Source organism: Microcoleus sp. FACHB-1515, from assembly GCF_014696105.1.
Taxonomy (GTDB): domain Bacteria; phylum Cyanobacteriota; class Cyanobacteriia; order Elainellales; family Elainellaceae; genus JAAUTJ01.
In genome coordinates, this window is record NZ_JACJPO010000044.1 from 31,412 (window position 1) to 49,324 (window position 17,913).

Annotated in this window: 15 protein-coding genes; 11 read left to right on the top strand and 4 right to left on the bottom strand. The window is 50.2% G+C overall.

What is annotated here, in order from left to right:
• The first annotated feature begins 2 nt into the window (after window positions 1-2).
• The 8 genes from H6F67_RS15345 (at window position 3) to H6F67_RS15380 (ending at window position 11,136) form a co-directional block, all read left to right on the top strand.
• Window positions 3-827, top strand: coding sequence for a UbiA family prenyltransferase (locus H6F67_RS15345; protein ID WP_190767500.1), 825 nt, complete (start codon window positions 3-5; stop codon window positions 825-827).
• Entirely contained in the window at window positions 817-1,533 is a 717-nt protein-coding gene (locus H6F67_RS15350) for an HAD family hydrolase (RefSeq protein ID WP_190767501.1), read from the top strand. Before H6F67_RS15345 ends, H6F67_RS15350 begins: the two co-directional genes overlap by 11 nt.
• A 14-nt stretch (window positions 1,534-1,547) precedes the next feature.
• Window positions 1,548-2,507 (top strand): methyltransferase domain-containing protein, encoded by a 960-nt coding sequence (locus tag H6F67_RS15355; protein WP_190767502.1) that lies wholly within the window; start codon window positions 1,548-1,550, stop codon window positions 2,505-2,507.
• A 382-nt stretch (window positions 2,508-2,889) separates the two neighbouring features.
• Window positions 2,890-5,547 (top strand): SBBP repeat-containing protein, encoded by a 2,658-nt coding sequence (locus H6F67_RS15360; RefSeq protein ID WP_190767503.1) that lies wholly within the window; start codon window positions 2,890-2,892, stop codon window positions 5,545-5,547.
• Between the two features lie 23 nt (window positions 5,548-5,570).
• Window positions 5,571-7,205 (top strand): ABC exporter membrane fusion protein, encoded by a 1,635-nt coding sequence (locus H6F67_RS15365; protein ID WP_190767504.1) that lies wholly within the window; start codon window positions 5,571-5,573, stop codon window positions 7,203-7,205.
• 29 nt (window positions 7,206-7,234) lie between these two features.
• Window positions 7,235-8,398, top strand: a complete 1,164-nt coding sequence (gene devC / locus H6F67_RS15370) for an ABC transporter permease DevC (RefSeq protein ID WP_190767505.1) — start codon at window positions 7,235-7,237, stop codon at window positions 8,396-8,398.
• A gap of 42 nt (window positions 8,399-8,440) precedes the next feature.
• Window positions 8,441-9,166 carry an ATP-binding cassette domain-containing protein gene (locus H6F67_RS15375; protein ID WP_190767506.1) on the top strand — a complete coding sequence of 242 codons (726 nt, stop codon included), beginning with the start codon at window positions 8,441-8,443 and terminating at the stop codon, window positions 9,164-9,166.
• Between the two features lie 230 nt (window positions 9,167-9,396).
• The gene (locus H6F67_RS15380; RefSeq protein ID WP_190767507.1) at window positions 9,397-11,136 is read left to right on the top strand and encodes a hypothetical protein; all 1,740 of its coding nucleotides are present in this window, start codon (window positions 9,397-9,399) and stop codon (window positions 11,134-11,136) included.
• A 36-nt stretch (window positions 11,137-11,172) separates the two neighbouring features.
• Here H6F67_RS15380 and H6F67_RS15385 read toward each other — a convergent pair whose 3' ends face one another.
• The gene (locus H6F67_RS15385; protein WP_190767508.1) at window positions 11,173-11,394 is read right to left on the bottom strand and encodes a hypothetical protein; all 222 of its coding nucleotides are present in this window, start codon (window positions 11,392-11,394) and stop codon (window positions 11,173-11,175) included.
• Window positions 11,395-11,864: 470 nt separating this feature from the next.
• Here H6F67_RS15385 and H6F67_RS15390 point away from each other — a divergent pair, with 470 nt between their 5' ends.
• The 3 genes from H6F67_RS15390 to H6F67_RS15400 are packed head-to-tail and all read left to right on the top strand — an operon-like array spanning window position 11,865 to window position 14,430.
• Window positions 11,865-13,109: an acyl-CoA dehydrogenase family protein gene (locus tag H6F67_RS15390; protein WP_206753912.1), complete on the top strand. Its 1,245-nt coding sequence runs from the start codon at window positions 11,865-11,867 to the stop codon at window positions 13,107-13,109.
• Entirely contained in the window at window positions 13,106-13,840 is a 735-nt protein-coding gene (locus tag H6F67_RS15395; protein ID WP_190767510.1) for a PIG-L deacetylase family protein, read from the top strand. Before H6F67_RS15390 ends, H6F67_RS15395 begins: the two co-directional genes overlap by 4 nt.
• On the top strand, window positions 13,840-14,430 hold the full coding sequence (locus H6F67_RS15400; RefSeq protein WP_190767511.1) for a class I SAM-dependent methyltransferase: 591 nt from the start codon (window positions 13,840-13,842) through the stop codon (window positions 14,428-14,430). The genes H6F67_RS15395 and H6F67_RS15400 overlap by 1 nt, the downstream gene beginning before the upstream one ends.
• A gap of 86 nt (window positions 14,431-14,516) precedes the next feature.
• Here H6F67_RS15400 and H6F67_RS15405 read toward each other — a convergent pair whose 3' ends face one another.
• The 3 genes from H6F67_RS15405 to H6F67_RS15415 all read right to left on the bottom strand — a co-directional run bounded on the left by H6F67_RS15405 (window position 14,517) and on the right by H6F67_RS15415 (window position 17,861).
• A complete protein-coding gene (locus H6F67_RS15405) occupies window positions 14,517-15,740 on the bottom strand; it encodes a glycosyltransferase family 2 protein (protein WP_190767512.1) in 1,224 nt (407 codons plus the stop codon).
• Between the two features lie 223 nt (window positions 15,741-15,963).
• Window positions 15,964-16,560 carry a DUF3318 domain-containing protein gene (locus tag H6F67_RS15410; RefSeq protein ID WP_242020653.1) on the bottom strand — a complete coding sequence of 199 codons (597 nt, stop codon included), beginning with the start codon at window positions 16,558-16,560 and terminating at the stop codon, window positions 15,964-15,966.
• 89 nt (window positions 16,561-16,649) lie between these two features.
• Window positions 16,650-17,861 carry a M20 family metallopeptidase gene (locus tag H6F67_RS15415; RefSeq protein ID WP_190767513.1) on the bottom strand — a complete coding sequence of 404 codons (1,212 nt, stop codon included), beginning with the start codon at window positions 17,859-17,861 and terminating at the stop codon, window positions 16,650-16,652.
• Between the last annotated feature and the right edge of the window lie 52 nt (window positions 17,862-17,913).

Sequence of the window (17,913 nt, forward strand, 5' to 3'; positions counted from 1 at the left end):
CCATGAATAAAAGCAACGGCTCCCTAACGCTTAGTCAAGAAACGCTAAACGATTATCTCAGCCTAATCCGCTTCAAATTTCACACAAATTTCGCATTCGTTGTCCTAGGAGTAATCAGCTTTGCCGAAAAGATTGATGCATCCCTTTTTGCTTATTTAGTAATTCTCTATTTTTCATTCAATGTTTGTCTTTATGGCGGCATTTATACGGTCAACGCCATCACTGATCTTGAAAAAGATGCGAAGCATCCGCTGAAGAAGAATCGTCCCCTGCCCTCTGGCAGAATTCCCAAAAAGGCAGCAGCAACGCTTGCTATTTCTTTGATTTCGATCGGAACAGCGATCGGATTTTTGTGTTTTGGTGTTCACATCGGTCTCATCTATCTTGCCTTCGTTGGCGTTAATCTTTTCTATTCACTGATTGCTAGAAACATTCCCTATCTGGAACTGTTTGTGAATGCAACAACAATGCCGCTGCGGTTGCTGATGGGAACGCTGTTGGTGACAGACGATCGAATGCCCGTGTTGTTAATGTTTGCTGCATTTTGCACGGGAATTGGCTTTTTGGCAGTCCGGCGAATTGTGGAAAAAGATGTGGCGGGCTGGGGAGAGGGTCGTCCTGCATTGAAGTCTTACCAGGGCGGCATTATGCCCTGGCTGCAAATTGTGTTCTTCGTTGGACTAATTCTTGCTTTCAAATTCGATCCGCTGCTCGATCGCAGTTGGATTGCCTACACGATCATGCTGATCTACTACATAATTTTCTGTTTGGGAATGCATGTTTTCAAACCAATTCGAGTCTACTGGAGACAAATTTATGGCAGTTAAGCGGTTGGCGCGATCGAAACTCCAAAATTCCTGTGTCTCGATTGATCTCAAATCAGTCAAAGCAGTCATTTTTGATGTCGATGGAACGTTTTACGATCTGAAAAGAATGTATGCACGAGTCCGGCTAGAAGTTTTCAGATACTATTTGTTTCATCCAAAAGATTTGCAAGAAATTCAGCTTGTCACCACCTTCATTCGCGAGCGTGAAAGTCGCGTCGATCAAGTTGTTGACGATCTCGAATCTGCTCAGTATGAATGGGCAGCAATTGCAGCAGGTGTTCCCCCCGAAAAGGTGCGTACAGCCGTAAAAAAATGGGTAGATCAGGTGCCATTGAAATACATCTACTCGTACCGCCATCCAGAGATATTGCAGCTATTTCAATGCATCACAAATCGAGGAATTGCAACAGGAGTTTTCTCCGACTATCCTCCTCAGGCTAAGCTTGCACAATTAGGCCTGTCGCCTGACTGTGTAGTGAGCGCGATCGATCGCAATGTGCGCCGACTCAAACCCGATCCGACAGGTTTATTGGTTGCGGCTGAAAAGCTAAATGTCAACGTTGAGCAGTGTTTGTTTATTGGCGATCGCGACGATCGTGACGGCGAATGCGCCCGAAGAGCAGGAATGCCCTATGTGATTCTCGGTCAGGACAAGCAGCTTTCAGCGATCGCAAAAAATCTGCTAAACCAGTTTCTTTCCATCTAAGTTTCGAGGAAAAAATGACAAATTCATCTCTTCATTTGGATGCTTTCAATGCATCCGAACCGCTACAATCCCAGACTGAAATTAACGGTCAACGCTTAGAATGTTCAATTTGCGGCTATCGAATTGATCCCAACGATGAATCTTTGTTTTCGACCTTCCCCTGCAATGTTCGCGCCTTTCGCAATCAAACATTTAAAGTGTGGCGATGTCCCACATGCAGAACGATTCACTGTTTGGATATGGTGAATTTGGATGAGTATTATGCCAAATATCCGATCGCCAGCGCAGTTGCTCATGATTCTGCTCGCGCCTGCTACAAAAACATTCATCGTCGATTAACCAAGCACGGGTTTTCTCAACACCATTCGCTGCTTGATTATGGCTGCGGTGGAAACGGCTTATTTGTGCAGTATTTGCGCTCTCTGGGCTTCACAAAGTCCTATGGCTATGACCCTTATTCCACTGAGCAACGCTTTGGCGATCGCGCCATTTTGGACAAGCAACCGTTTGACTACATTCTGCTTCAAGATGTGATTGAACATGTAGAAGATCCGACCATTTTGCTACAAAAACTCGATCGCCTGTTAGCTCCCGGTGGCTATATTTTGATTGGTGCTCCAAACGCAGATGCGATCGATTTGAACCGTCCAGATTTAGCCGAATACTATAACGAAGTGCATGTTCCCTATCACCTGCACATGTACACTCGTGAGGTAACAGAATTGCTGGGAAAAAATCAGGGTTGGACGCCTGTTGACTTTTTCGATCGCCCCTTTCACGATTTGATGTTTGGCATGAACAGTCGTGCCTGGAATGAATATGTCCGCTTGATGGGCGGAACCCTAGATGTCATCTATGAACCTAGCAATATTCGTAAAGCACTTACGTCTCCTCGCTTTTTATTCCATTTGCTGTTTGGCTACTGGTTCAGTTTTCGGACGAGTATGGCCGTGATGTTTCAGAAGGCAGCCTGATGATGGTGAATTTTGCTGTTGGAGAAACAGCAAAATTCACTTCTCATGAATTTAACAACCTGCGTTTACTGATTTGATGATTTGGCAACTTTTCGTTGTTAATACAGGCTTATGAATGATTTGCAGGAGCATTCAAAAATATTAAGGCTTAGTAATATCTTGAGACGATGGCAATTGGTTAATGTTAAACTTTACGTCATCAATCATTCCTAACTCATCTCTTAAAATTGAGTGTTGGTGTGTTGAAACCAGCTTTTAGTAATCGAGTTTTAAGCAACAGATTAGGGATTTGAATGCAGAAGAAATTTGTGAAGTAGGGCATCTATCTCGATTCAATTTCGCCTCACAGAGACGCCCTCGTACCATCAAGGAAATTAGAATAATGACTACCTCAGATCAGTTAGATGCTTTGCTGAAAACACTGCCAGCGCTGCTGAGTGCCGCCTACACTTCACCCACTGGCTCGACTAGCTCATCAACTTTCACTGCAAGCACGATCGATCCGGCTGAGCAAGCATTTGGAGCGATCGGCAACTTCTACAATCTGTTGTTTCAAACTTTGCTTAGCACGGATGATGCATTGCCTGCTAGCCCATACGATGCGTTGTTTACGACGCTGACACCTGCCAGCGATCTTGTTTTTGCTGGATTTGGAGACTACCAGCTTGTGTTTGGTCGAACGGGAGATGATGTTTTGTATCCCTTCGATCAAAGACTGAATTCAGCGGGTCAAACGCCTATTCAAATTGACTTGTTTTTTGGCGATTCAGAAGTCATTAAGCGCTTTCTTTTTCAAGATTTTCTGAATATTCTAGGTGGCAATCCGCCCGCAGGTGGAGCGGATACGTTTGTGCTCGGCGATTGGAAAACGTCCTATTACAGTAGGCTGGATTATAACGATTTCAACTTAATTTTTGATTTCAATTCCAGACAAGACAAAATTCAGCTACGTGGCTCTGCCAGCGACTACGAACTCGTGACCGTTCCGTTTCTGGGAACGGCCATTTTTGAAAAGAAATCCGGCAGCACGTCTGTATTCGAGAATGACCTGATTGGCATTGTATTTGCAAACTATAATCTCGACCTAACAAGCCCTAATTTCAAATATGCTGGTACTGCTCCAGCGATCGCCCCCAGCCAGCCGAAAATCAAGCAGTTTGGCACAGCAGGTTTGGAGCTTGGCACGGCGATCGCAACTGATTTGCAGAGCAATCTTTATGTGGTTGGTGCAACAAATGGAGTAATACAAGGTGCGAATTCAGGCTCTTACGATTCCTGGATTACTAAATACAATAGCGAGGGCGATCCGCTATGGAGTAAACAGTTTGGCACCTCCAAATATGACATTGCGTTTGGCGCGACCACCGATCGATTTGGCAATCTTTATGTCGTCGGTGGAACGCAAGGCGATTTGGCGGGTTCCTTTTCTTCAGTTGCACAAGATTCCTGGATTGCCAAATATGACAGCAACGGCAATCAACTCTGGGTACGACAGTTAGGATCGGAATATTTAACCGCTGCAACCAACATCGTCGCGGATGATTCGGGTGCTGTTTATGTTTCCGGACTGACCGTCCGCGAAGACCCCCGACCAGATACCAACCTGCTAAAAGTCATTCCGCTTCAAGATGATTTTTGGGTGACAAAATACGACGCTAATGGCGATCGGCAATGGTTCACCGAAGTGGCTTCGCCCGAAAATTCGGTTGCCCTGTTTGACGAAGCTTATGGCATCACGTTGGGCAGAGACGGAACCGTTTATGCAACAGGCTGGACATACGGCGATTTCTCCGGTCAAGGCGGCAGCTTAGAGACATTTCGCTACTACGATGCTTGGCTGGCTAAATTTGATAACGCCACCGGACAGCTTGAAAAACTCAGCCCCAACCCGAATCAAGAGGTCGTTCAGTTTGGCAGCCCATCGTTTGATTTTTCCTGGGGGCTGGGCATTGACAGTCAGCAAAATTTGTACAACGTCGGCTGGACGCTGGGCAGTTTGGGTGGCCCGAATGCCGGACAGGAAGACATCTGGCTTGCCAAAACGCGACCGGACGGTACGCAAGCGTGGATTCGGCAGTTTGGAACGAGCGGCGCAGACGGACTGTATCTCGGCAGCCTTGTGGTGGATGCACAAGACCGCCTCTTCATTGCAGGCTACACAAACGGCAATTTGGGCGGCACGAATGCAGGCGGATTTGATGCTTGGGTTGCCAGCTATGACACCAGCGGCAATCAACTTTGGATGCAGCAGTTTGGCTCTGCCGAAACCGACTATGCCACCAAGCTAACCGTTGATCAGTCCGGCAATCTTTACGTCACCGGATTTACCGAAGGTTCGCTGGGTGCGGCGAACGCCGGAGCGATCGACACCTGGATTGCCAAGCTGAATGCCAACACTGGAAGCTTGCAGAACTTCAATCCTGTCACTGTGCCGATCGATCAGTCGGAAATCATTCAGCCGCCTCAGGATCGCCCATCTGAGCGCAACATGATTGGCACAGCCCGAAAAGATTATCTAATCGGCACGGCGAAATCGAACCAGATGGAAGGTCGGGGCAATCGCGATTTGCTGATCGGCAAAAACGGCGACGATCGATTGTTGGGCGGCGGTGGCGTCGATCGCTTGGAAGGCGGCAGCGGAGCCGATCAGCTTCAAGGCGATGCTGGAAACGACATTCTTGAAGGAGGTGCGGGTACAGATCAATTTATCTTCAACACGGGCAAAGCTTTTAAGCGTCAAGATTTGGGCGTCGATAAAATTTTGGATTTTTCTGAAGCTGACTCGATCGTGCTGGGCAAGCGCACCTTCACAGCCCTCAAGTCTCGCAGGCAAAGCTTTAGTCATTCCAAAGAGTTTGCGATCGTAGCCACCAATCAGGCGGCTAGAGAAAGTCGCGCCTTGATTGTTTACAACGCGAACAACAATCGATTGTTCTACAACCCCAATGGTGCAGTCGATGGTTTTGGTAAAGGAGGTGCATTTGCAGCGTTGGCTAATCGTCCAACCCTGACGGCCAATGATTTCTCAATTCAAGCTTGAAATCGTTCTTCCAAAGTTTAGCTATGGTGTCATCTGATATTTTTTCGATCGCAAAACAAGGCCATTCTCAGGGAATTGCAAGCTGTTTGAATCAACTGATTCAGCCGCACGGCATTACCGCCCGCGTCAAACGCCAAGGCGCTTGTCTATATATTTTGTTGGAGTCGAATCGATCCTTGAAACCGCAGGCCACCAGCACCTATCTGGGCAAGCTGTTTCAAGCGCTGAACATTGCCGAACTGGACGCCCTGCGAATTTACAAGCGGCGATCGGGCGAACACGCGATCGAATGGAAGCAAGAAGTTGAACTCGCGCCCAGTTCGGCAGTTCCACCTGCATCGACCCCGCTGCCACCGAACGAGGCCGATGCGGACGACGCAGACGCACCCGCACCTGAAACAGTCACCCGCATTCCCTCCAAAGGATTGAACTATTGGAACACCGGATTTGTGGCGGCGGCGATCGCGGCTTCGATCGGTTCCACGCTGTATGGTCTCTCCTGGCTGGGCGTTGGGAAACGACAAATCGGCGAAATTATCGCGCCAGTCGGACTGCTCGACATTTTGGAACAGCCTGGAATCTGGAATGGGGGTCGCGCTGCGGCACAATCGATCGCGCCGCCCACTGCCACCGTTGATGCTCCAATCACGGCACTGGGTCGCCTAGAGCCTGTGTCAGAAGTGATTCGCGTTTCTGCGCCGCTGACGCTCGATGGCGATCGCGTCGCGCAACTGCTGGTTAAACAAGGCGACTCGGTGCAGCCAGGACAGGTGATTGCCGTTTTGGATTCTTCCCATCGCCTGCAATCGGCCTTGCGAGAAGCCCAAGAGCAAGTGCGAGTCGCGCAGTCGCGCTATGAGCAGGTGAGAGCAGGCGCGAAAACCGGAGAAATTGCAGCGCAGCAGGCGACGATCGCTCGATTGCAGGCCGAATTGCAGGGAGCCGTTGCCGCCCAAACTGCCCAGATCGCGCAGCGGCAGGCGGAACTCGACAACGCCACAACTGAATACGATCGCTTCCACGCGCTGTATCTGGAGGGAGCGATCGCGGCGTCTGCTTTGGACAGTAAACGGCTGCTGGTGGAAACCACGCAGGCGCAGTTGCTCGAAGCTTCTGCCCAGCAAAATCGCACCGTTTCCACGCTGGAAGCGCAAATTCGCGAAGCCGAAGCGAACCTCAGCCGCATTCAGGAAGTGCGTCCGGTTGATATGCGCGTTGCCCAAATGGAAATCGATCGCGCGATCGCCGCTATGCAGCGCACTCAGGCCGACCTCGACCAGTCCTGCATCCGCGCACCGATCGCAGGCCAAATCATGAAAATTCACGCTTGGCCGGGAGAAAAACTTGGAGAAAACGGACTACTGGAACTGGGACAAACTCGCAGCATGGCAGTTGTGGCCGAAGTCTACCAAACTGATATCCGTTCAGTCCGCGTCGGCCAGCGCGTCGCCATTACCAGTCAGGCGTTTCCCGGCACGATCGCAGGCACGGTCAGCGAACTTGGCCTAGAAGTTAGTCAGCAAAATGTGTTTAGCAATCAGCCCGGTGAAAACCTCGATCGCCGCGTGATTGAAGTGAAAATTCGCCTTGATCCGCAACAGAGCAAACAGGTTGCAGGACTCACGAATTTGCAGGTGCAGGTGGCGATCGAGCGGTAGCAATTTGAATCAATTTTTAGGAGAATAAAATGTTCAAGTTTCGCCGCAAAACGCCTGTCGCCTGGTATCAGCTCACCCGCGAAAAAACGCGCTTGGCTGTTTCTTTAGCAGGAATTGCCTTTGCCGATATTTTAATGTTTATTCAGTTGGGCTTTAAGGATGCGCTGTACGACACTTCAGTGCGACCCCACTATGCCCTCAATGCCGATTTGTTCTTAGTCAATCCACAGTTTGAAACGTTCTTTGCAGTCAAAAGTATTTCTAGAGCTAACCTTTATCAGGCAACTGGAATTTCCGGTGTTGAATCGGTTAGCTGGCTCCAGGTTGACAAAGGACTATGGCGAAATCCCACCACCAATACCGATCGCCCGATTCTCGTATTCGGCATTGATCCAGCGAATTCAGCATTCAGAGCAAACGATATTACCCAACATCTCGATCAGCTTAAAATGCTCGATCGCGTCGTGTTTGATCAAGCAGGCCGACCGGAATATGGCGCGATCGCTTCGCTGTTTGCCCAATCTCCTTTTCTCGAAACAGAAATGAACGGATCGCTGATTCAAGTGGCAGGCGTGTTCACAATGGGCGCGTCTTTTGTGGCCGATGGCAATGTAATCACCAGCGATTCAACCTTTATGCAGCTATTTCCGAATCGCCATCCCGACGCCATCGATGTAGGTTTAATTCGCTTGCAGCCCGGAGCCGATCGCGAACAGGTGCAAGCGGCGATCGCGGCTCGATTGCCGCCAGATGTTGATGTTTTGACCGTCGAAAGTTTTGCGGCTCGCGAAAAAGCATACTGGGCAAATGCAACGCCGATCGGATTTGTATTTGGACTCGGCGCGGTTGTGGGTTTCATTGTTGGAACCGTGATTGTTTATCAGGTGCTTTACTCTGATGTTTCCGATCACCTGCCAGAATACGCCACCTTAAAAGCAATGGGCTATAGCGATCGCTACCTGATTGGCGTTTTGATTCAAGAGTCAATTATTCTAGCTGTTTTAGGCTTTATGCCGGGATTTGGTTTGTCTTTGGGACTGTATCAAATTGCTCAGGTTGCCACCCGATTGCCGATCGGAATGACGCTGCTTCGTGCCGTTACCGTTTTAATTTTGACTTTAATCATGTGCATTGCTTCTGGAACGGTTGCAATGAATAAGCTACGCACGGCTGATCCCGCAGATATTTTTTAATTCCCCGTTCAATCGTTCTCAAACCTTCTAACAAGATTACGAATGCTTTTACAGTTTCAAACTTCAAAAAAAGCTCCAGCTACAGCACAATCGATAATTTGCACTCAGCATCTCAACCACTATTTTGGCGATCGATCGCTCCGTAAGCAGGTGTTGTTTGACATTAACTTGTCGATCGCTGCCGGAGAAATTGTGATTATGACAGGACCTTCTGGTTCTGGTAAAACAACTTTGTTGACGCTGTTGGGAGGGTTGCGATCGGCGCAGGAAGGCAGTCTTACCATCTTGGGACAAGAGATGAAAGGCGCAAATCAGCGACAGCTTACTAAACTACGCAAAAACATTGGATATATTTTTCAGGCTCACAACTTAATGAGCTTTTTAACCGTTCGTCAAAACGTGCGAATGTCGCTGGAACTGCACGATCGCCTGCAAGAGAAAGACCTCGATCGAGCCGTTGTTGCGATTCTTGAAAAAGTCGGACTGAGCCATCGAATTGACTATTACATTGATGCGCTATCGGGCGGACAGAAACAGCGCGTCGCGATCGCCCGTGCCTTAGTGAGTCGTCCAAAGATTGTGTTGGCTGATGAACCAACGGCGGCACTTGACAAGAAATCCGGTCGCGACGTGGTTGAAATGATGCAAAAACTCGCAAAAGAGCAAGGCTGTACGATTTTGCTGGTGACGCATGACAATCGCATTCTCGATATTGCCGATCGCATTATTTATATGGAAGATGGCTGCCTCAAAGCAACAACTCAATAGAACTCTCTGTAAAAAACTGTTACTAAACTTTTAGCCGAACTGAGGGAACAAATACGATTTAGTTCAAGTCCATTTGCGGAAGTCAACCAGAATTTCCAGTCAAAAAAGGAGCTTTCCACAGTAATCGATAGTCGCTTCCTGTTCAATCGATCGAACCATCAGCAACCGTGTAAAAATATCGCTCTCAACTTCCGGTTTGCCTGAATCATCACCTAGCATGAGGTGAAAATATGCTGCTCTCATTTCGTCCGCCGTTCCAGTTGCGGTTTCTATTGCTTTTTATTTTGGTAATTGGTATCTCTGGAATCTCCGGTTGTTTTCCGAGTGCGCCGCCTTATCCCTATCAAAATCCGACTCAGGTCACGACAGACGCGCAACAGCTTTCCGCTCGATTAGAGCAATATATTAAAGACTGGATGGATGGCAAAGCAGATCCACGCATTCCCAATAACTTAATACCGAACGGAATCGATCCGGGAATTCGACGGTTGTATCTGCAAAGACCAGAAGAAATTGATCCGGAACAACAATGGCTGATTCGTCGAGCCGAAACCATTAATTTAGAAGCGCTGCACGGATATTTTCCCGATCCAAACTGCACCTATCTTAAACTTGGCGTGTTTTATGCGCCGTTTGGTAGCCGAGTTTTTATTGAGGGGCAATTTCCGCACAGCCGCTTTTTTGATATTCAAGCATCGCCTTCTTTTGACCCTCGAATTTATTACTATGACAAGTCGTTTGGTGCTGGAGAAGTTCCGATCGCCGATGTCGATATTGATCCGCTATCTAGACAGGTGAATCCCTTTCGCGTCGGTGCAAATCGCAATGCCACCAACCGCAACTATCGCGTCACGTTTGATTTAGCCGTTGGCAATGCGACGCAGTTAAATCCGGGTTTTAGACCGCCTTTTTATCGGGCGCGTGGCAACAATCGCGTGGCTGCTGCGATCGCCTATCAGGGACCTTGGGGCGCAAATCGCAGACACGGACATGGGCGCGGCGTTTGGGATACGGGTGACTTGTGGCTTCGCTACTACGCCATTGACAAAAATAAAAATGTTTTCGGTGGTGTGCCCCTTCCCAAGGTGTACTACGCACTGCCGGATGGCCGCCGATACTATATCAATGCCGATTTTTCACAACTGCAAGCGCGAGTCAGTCGCACCATTCGCGCCCGCCGCACTTGGCCGATGGAGCCACCCGCTTTTTGGCAGGCGGGAGCCGGATGGGATAAGCAGTTTGGCATTTTTCTCAACATCACAACTGGGCTGGCTCGCGTTCTCAACGTGAACGATAAGCAGTACATTCGCAATCTCGATCGCGGCGTGACCGGACGCGGAGAAGATCAGTCGCCGCCCGGAAACTATGAACCCTCGACAAGCACCTGCACGTACATTAACTACCTGCTGCGCGGCATGGCGCTGGGTAGCAACAAAATCGCCGTGCTAACAGGTAAACTACCCACCTTTCCAGATACTCGCAATGGCGCGAATACGATGCGAGCCGCGCAAATGCGCTACTGGTCGATTACGGGCTACGATGCCAACATCGACCCGAATCAGCCTGTTCCGGGCGCAGCCGTCACGTCCGTAATGGACGATCAAATCGTGCTCGATCGCAATCGCCGCTATGTGATTGTCTATTCACGAGCAAGCGATCGACCCGCCAACGCATCGCCAGCGTCGGGTGTCACCTGGGTCAACTGGGGACCGACGGCTTCGCATGTTTGGTCGCTGCGGTGGATGAGCATTGCCCCCGAATGGAACATGGCGATCGCTCCAAATGAAGTGAATTTGCCCTGGACAAAATCCACTTGGTCGGGCAAGAATTACGACCCCAATCTGATTGGTAGAAACAACCATCAAGGTTTTTTGGGTGAGTATTTGCCTGAAGTTCACTACATGACCAAGCGCGAATTTGAAGCGCTGGGTCGTTCCGTGAACGCCAACAATATCCCAGCTTGGCAATAGCGTTTTGCTAAACCTGGCCGCATCGAATAATTTGGGTTATGAATCCAATTCTGCATCGGTTTGATTGTCAAAACTGCTGCTGATGATTTCAAGTTCGTTGCAGTAGACTCCAACTAGCAAATTGCCTTCTTGGTTTTGACAAATTGTGAGGCAGTTAGAATCAACATCAATCACAACCAAATCGCGATCGCCGTAGTCTCGTTGAATTCTTGGATCGGAACCGATGTAGCGAACAATGTCGCCTTGTCTCACGTGCATAAATAGTGTTGCTGGTATTTGCGTAAATCGAGATCAGTCGCAAATGCCAGCAAATCATTATGAATAGAATTGGTGATGCTTATGGTTAAGACGCGCTTATGAATTTATTAAAATTGAGCGATCGACTCTGAATTCATCGTTAGCAAGTCAAGTTACTTTAAATTGGCTTTTTGCACGATTAATTGCCTGTGTGGTCAATCGATCGACAGCAGCACCAAGCTTGCGATCGCGATCGAAGTTCAGAAATTCAAGTTCCTGGCTCAAAGCTGAAGGCAGTTGAAACTAACTCAAACCGATAGCTTGAACTTATTTCAATGGGTTTTCGCTCTCAGCCGAAAATCTGTTTCACGGTTTTTACATAAGTCCTGAATCTAAACACAATCCGGCTTTGAGGAATAACTTTTGCTCTAGCGATCGGTAAAAAAAGATCGTCCTTCTTCGGATAGAGGTGCTTTACACAACTTGACCTGATGATGTCATTGACAACACAACAACGCTTAATGGATACCGTGAAGCAGGTCGTCGTTGAGACGCAAGCACTACCCGCTCAGCTTAATTTGTCTACCCAAACTGTATTTGCGCGAGCGGCAGAAATTTCGGACTTTGCCGCTCGTAATGCTGCAAAAATCGATCGAAATGGCGCGTTTCCCGTTGAAGAATTTCAGCAGATTGCCGCCGCCGGATTGCTGGCCGCTCCGCTCGATCGCAAACTTGGCGGATTGGGGTTGGGCATTGAAGCTAGCGCCACCCGCGACCTGCTGAAGCTGTTGCGATGCGTTGGGCGCGGCAACTTGGCGGTTGGACGCATTTATGAAGGGCACGTCAACGCGCTGCAACTAATTCAAACTTTGGGAACGCCTGCTCAAATCCATGCTTATGCCGCAGATGCTCGCGATCGCAGCAAAATCTTTGGCGTTTGGAATGCCGAGGCCGCTGACGGTGTGAAAGTGATTCCGCTTGCGGATGGACGCTATCGGCTGGAAGGCAGCAAAACTTTTGCTTCTGGCTCGGGCTATGTCGATCGCCCGTTTGTGAACGGCACGCTGCCGGATGGTCGCTGGCAAATGTGCATTGTGCCGATGGATGAGGTGGCGACCGTCAGCGATCCGGCCTGGTGGCAACCGCTGGGAATGCGGGCAACGGCAAGCTACAAGGTTGACTTTAGCGGCGTTGAGCTAGACGCAAGTGCACTCATTGGTCAGCCGGACGATTACTATCGCCAACCTTGGCTGACGGCGGGCGTCGTGCGATTTGCGGCTGTGCAGTTGGGCGGAGCCGAAGCGCTATTTGATGAAACGCGCCGATTTCTGCACAGCCTAGGCCGGACGCAAGATCCGTATCAGGAAGAACGGCTCGGCAAGATGGCGATCGCGCTTGAAAGCGGTCAGCTTTGGCTGAATGGGGCCGCCGACCTGATTGCAAACTATGCACCTATCTTTGCCGGATCGCCCGCGCTCACTCATCCGGATGCAGACAAACTAGTCGCTTATGCCAACATGGTACGCACGGCGATCGAGCAAATCTGCATCGACGTGATGCAGTTGTGTGAGCGATCGGTAGGCACACGCGGACTACTGCCGCCCCATCCGATCGAGCGAATCATTCGCGATTTAACGCTGTATTTGCGGCAGCCTGCGTTTGATGCGGCCTTGGCAAATGTCGGCCAGTACGCTTTCAGGCAGCTAGATTCTGTTGAGCAGTTGTGGAATTTATGACTGCATTGCCGCTCACGAATCCAGTTGAATTACCGCTGCGATCGATTACGACGATCGATCCGGGTTGCGTTTTGATTGTGGCTCCCCACCCGGATGATGAAGCTTTGGGCTGTGGTGGTGCGATTGCGCTGCTGCGATCGCTGAACTATGAAGTTCGAGTTTTGGTCGTCAGTGACGGCACGCTATCCCATCCGCGATCGCGCAAATATCCTGCTCCTGTCTTGCGAAACTTACGCGAACAAGAAACATTAACAGCGCTAAGTTTGCTGGGAGTCAATGCTGCCGAAGTTACTTTTTTGCGACTTCCTGATGGCGCACTTTCAACCCTGATTTCTTCACCGGAAGTCTGCGCGATTTTTAGGCAGTTTCTCAGCAAAATTTCGCCTTCAACTATCTTTCTACCTTGGCGATTCGATCCGCATCCTGATCATCGATCGACCTGGCAGCTCGTGCATACAGCAATTGCAGATTTAGGAATGGATGTTCGACAAATTGAATATCCAATTTGGGATTGGGATATTGAGCAGCGCGACACAGTGAAAAATTCCGCAACTGTAACAAGTTGGCGATTGGATATTCAAACGGTCGTGAACTTGAAACAGCAAGCGATCGCGGCTTATCGATCGCAAACTACTGGTTTGATCGATGACGATCCTGAAGCATTTCGACTGACGCCAGAAATGCTGGCAAACTTTTTACATCCCTGGGAACTCTACTGCGAGGAAGTTTAATGAATCCTTTACAGCCGAATTCGCTGCCGCCCAGCTATTTTGATAATCTCTATCAGGCCGATCCTGATCCCTGGAAGTTTGAAACCAGCGAATATGAAGCGAATAAATATGCCGCCACGATCGCCGCTTTGCCCAAATTGCGCTATCGATCGGCCTTTGAAATTGGCGGTTCGATCGGCGTTTTAACTGAGAAATTGGCCGATCGATGTGAGTCGTTGCTGTCGATTGATGTGTCTCAAATTGCTCAGAATCGCGCGATCGAGCGATGTCGACATTTGCCACAGGTTGAGTTTCAAATGATGCGAGTGCCAGAGCAATTTCCCGATCGCAACTTTGACATGATTCTGGTTTCAGAAGTGGGATATTACTGGAGTTTGGACGACTTGAGAACGGCGCAGCAGCAGATTCTCAATGCGCTTGAATCGGGCGGACATTTGCTTTTGGTACACTGGACGCTGTATGCCAAAGATTATCCGCTCAGCGGTGATGAAGTGCATGAAGCATTTCTAGAGCTATCGCCTGTTCATCTGCGACATCTGTACGGACGCCGTGAAGAACAATATCGACTTGATTTGTTTGAACGGGTGTAAGTAGCTCCCCTCCATTAAAATAAGATCCAAAATCCAGAAGCATCGGTGCAGCGAGCGCTTTTGGATTTGATTTTGATCGAGGGAAGCTATTTAGAAATCGCTTTGAGAACGTTGACGTTGTGGCATTGCTTAATTTTTTCAAGATGGATGCGTAGCTCTTGAATTGCGAATTCGATCGCTACTAGCGGCCAGCGCTGCGCCCAAATATTTTCCACCTGCTGGCGCTGTTCGACTCGCTCGTACAGTAATCCAAACGTTTGTGGTTGAGCAAGTTCTTGCTGAAGCCACTCGGCTGCAATTCCTAACCGATCCGCCAGTGAATGCAGATCGATCGAGGGCGGATAGCCGCTCAGCGATCGTCCCCAAAGTTCGCGCAGTTGATGCCGCGCTTGCAGCCGAGCGACGATCGCCGCTGCCGACTCGACCAGAAACGGCTGCCGCTGCTGCCCCATTGCCGTCCAGACGTTAAGCTGATTTGCCAGGCCGAGTTCAGCGCGTCCCGTTTGCCGAGCCGAAGTTGTAACTCGCACGATCGGGCTGTGACGAAATCGCGCGTTCACGCGCAGCAAAGCGCGATACAGGGCGACATCTTCGGGCGTTCGCACCAGGGGCATTCCGCCTGCTTGGGCATAAATTTCGGCTGTGACGGCAAAGCTAGCGCCATAGTGCTGATAGTGGCGTGGCGATCGATCGTGCGGGTCAGGATCGAGATAGCTTTCCAGTTCGGCAATCAGCGATCGATAGCCTACTTCGCGCAGGTGACACGCTTTTGCGTAAGGGTCAAGCCGATTGAGTCCGGCGCGATCGAGCATGATGCGTCCCCCGACTGCATCCGCGCCCCGCTCAATTTCGTGCAGCGTCGCTGCGATCCAGGTTGGGCTAACCTGCGAATCGCCATCGGTGGAGGCAATCACGCCGCGCTTGCGGCCAATCTGACTCAGCCGTCGATACGCTTCATCCATCAGCAGTTGCCGGACGCGACCGATATGCGCCTCGGAGGGCGGCAATGTTCGCTCAACCACGTGCAGATTCAATTGAGGATGCTGTTGTGCAAATCGACGGGCGATCGCAGCAGAATCATCGCTACAGTTATTCGCCAACAAGATGATTTCGTAGCGATCGAAATGCAGCCGCTGATGATTGAGATCAACCTGATTTTCTAATGCATTTAGCGTGGTTTGTAGCGTTGCAGCTTCATTGCGAACCGGAACAATCACACATACCTCACAACGGGCAACAGGCGGCGATTGAACTAATGGTTGTGAAATTTTTGACGGAGTAACGACAGCAGGCGAATCCTTAGCAAGCATCGCGGTCGCGGCTCCATCTCCCGAAAGACCGATGGAGTGTATCCATTGATAGTTCTGAACTTAACAGTTTTGCTAAGAACGATTGTGTATATTTTGCTGCTCGTTAGCAATCTACCAATTGAGGGATTACAGCAAGTAACGCCAGCATTTCCGCCTTTAAAAATAAACTCAGTTGGGTTTTCTTTTTCGTTTTAGTTCAATCGATCCGCGCTGCTGCAAGAGTCTAACGATCGATCGCGCTCACACCGCTGATCGATCGCAAACTTTGACAGCGAATTAGTTCGCTAAAGCTGAGCGGGCGATTTTCAATTCGAGCGATCGACTCGATCGCGCTGAGCAGATGGCGGACGGCATCTGCTTGGGAATAGCCGCGCCGCTGAGCGAGCCGCACCGCTTCTGCATCGGCTTCGAGGTCGCGCTGGGGTTTGCGGTTGTTGCGCCAAAGCTGCGTAGCGGCCAGAGCAGTAAATCCCGCTGCGGTCGCGAAACCCACCGTATCGCCTTGCAGCAGTTCCACTGTTGCGCCAATGCCGCCCGCCACAAAAAACACTTGATACAGATCGAACTGGAGCCAGCGAATTCCAGTTAGCCAAGCGACCGATCGCAGCAGCAGCAGATCGCGCTGAGGCGTGGGCAGGCGATTCCACAGGTTGAAATTAATTCGGATCGATCGCGGCAATCCGGGCAGCGGAAACTGAGTCGCGATCACGGTAGCCTGAGCGGGATGATGCGCGATTTCGCAGTGCATCCGCCCTGCGGCTGGCATCAAGTCGATGAGTCGATAGATTTCCGGTTCCGGATTCATTGGACGAGTTGCCATTGAATGCAGCCCTGTTCATTGCAAGATTGAGAAAACGTTGAGTGTAATTTTCTGGCGATCGCAACGAACAGGAACGGATGCATCATAGTCTACCTTGTGCAGAATTTTTCAACGCAGCGCACAAAGATTTCAACGCCCATTCCCAACGCAGTTTCATCAAAGTCAAAGCGCGGATGATGATGCGGGTAGGCTAATCCTTTTTCGGGATTGGCAGAACCCAAAAAGAAATAGCAGCCGGGAACTTCTTGAAGAAAAAACGACATATCTTCGCCGCCCATTGTTTGACATTCGGGCACAATTCCCGCAGGCGTTTCAATGACGGTTTCCGCGATCGATCGCACCAAATCTGCCATGCCTGCATCGTTAATCACAGGCGGATAAAGCTTTTCATATTCCAAGCTGTAGGTCGCACCATTCGCTTCACAAACGCCGCGAATCACTTGCGTTACACGCTGCTCAAACCAGTCAGACAACGCCGGATCAAAATAGCGCACCGTGCCGCTGAGCCGCGCCGAATCCGCAATGACGTTGTGGGCATGTCCCGCATTGAAACTGCCGACCGTAACGACGCCGGACTTGAGCGGATCGACATTGCGAGCCACGATCGTTTGCAGAGCGGTGACGACCTGCGCGGCAACCACGATCGAATCAATGGTTTGATGCGGCATTGCGCCATGTCCGCCTTTGCCTTGAATTGTGCAGTGGAATTGCTCCACAGCCGCCATCAGTGCTCCGGTGCGGACGCCCGCCGTTCCTAGCGGCAAATTGTTCCACAGGTGCAGCCCAACGATCGCATCCACATCCGGATTGTGCAGAACGCCCGCTTCGATCATCGGTTTCGCTCCGCCAGGTCCTTCTTCCGCAGGCTGGAAAATGATTTTTACCGTTCCGGCAAAATCGTCGCGATGCTGAGCGAGATAGTAGGCAGTTCCGAGCGCGATCGTGATGTGTCCATCGTGGCCGCAGGCGTGCATCAAGCCGTCGTGCTGCGATCGATAGGGCACATCGTTGAGTTCCTGCACGGGCAGCGCGTCCATATCCGCCCGAATCCCCAGCACAGGGCCGGGTCGCGTTCCATGAATCACGGCAACCACTCCGGTTTGGGCGATTCCAGTTTGATGCTCGATGCCCCATTCGGTCAGCTTTTGGTCGATAAATTGGGCTGTAAGGTGTTCTCGAAATCCCAATTCTGGACGCTGATGTAGCGATCGCCGCCACTGCACAAGCTGCGATTGCAGAGCGCGAATTTCAAAGCGGATATGTGACAGATTGACAGAGGAACTGGGAAAGAGTGCAACCATTTTCCTGAACTCACTTGCTAAGGGTGCGAAAACTTCAAAGTGGGCAGTCAAA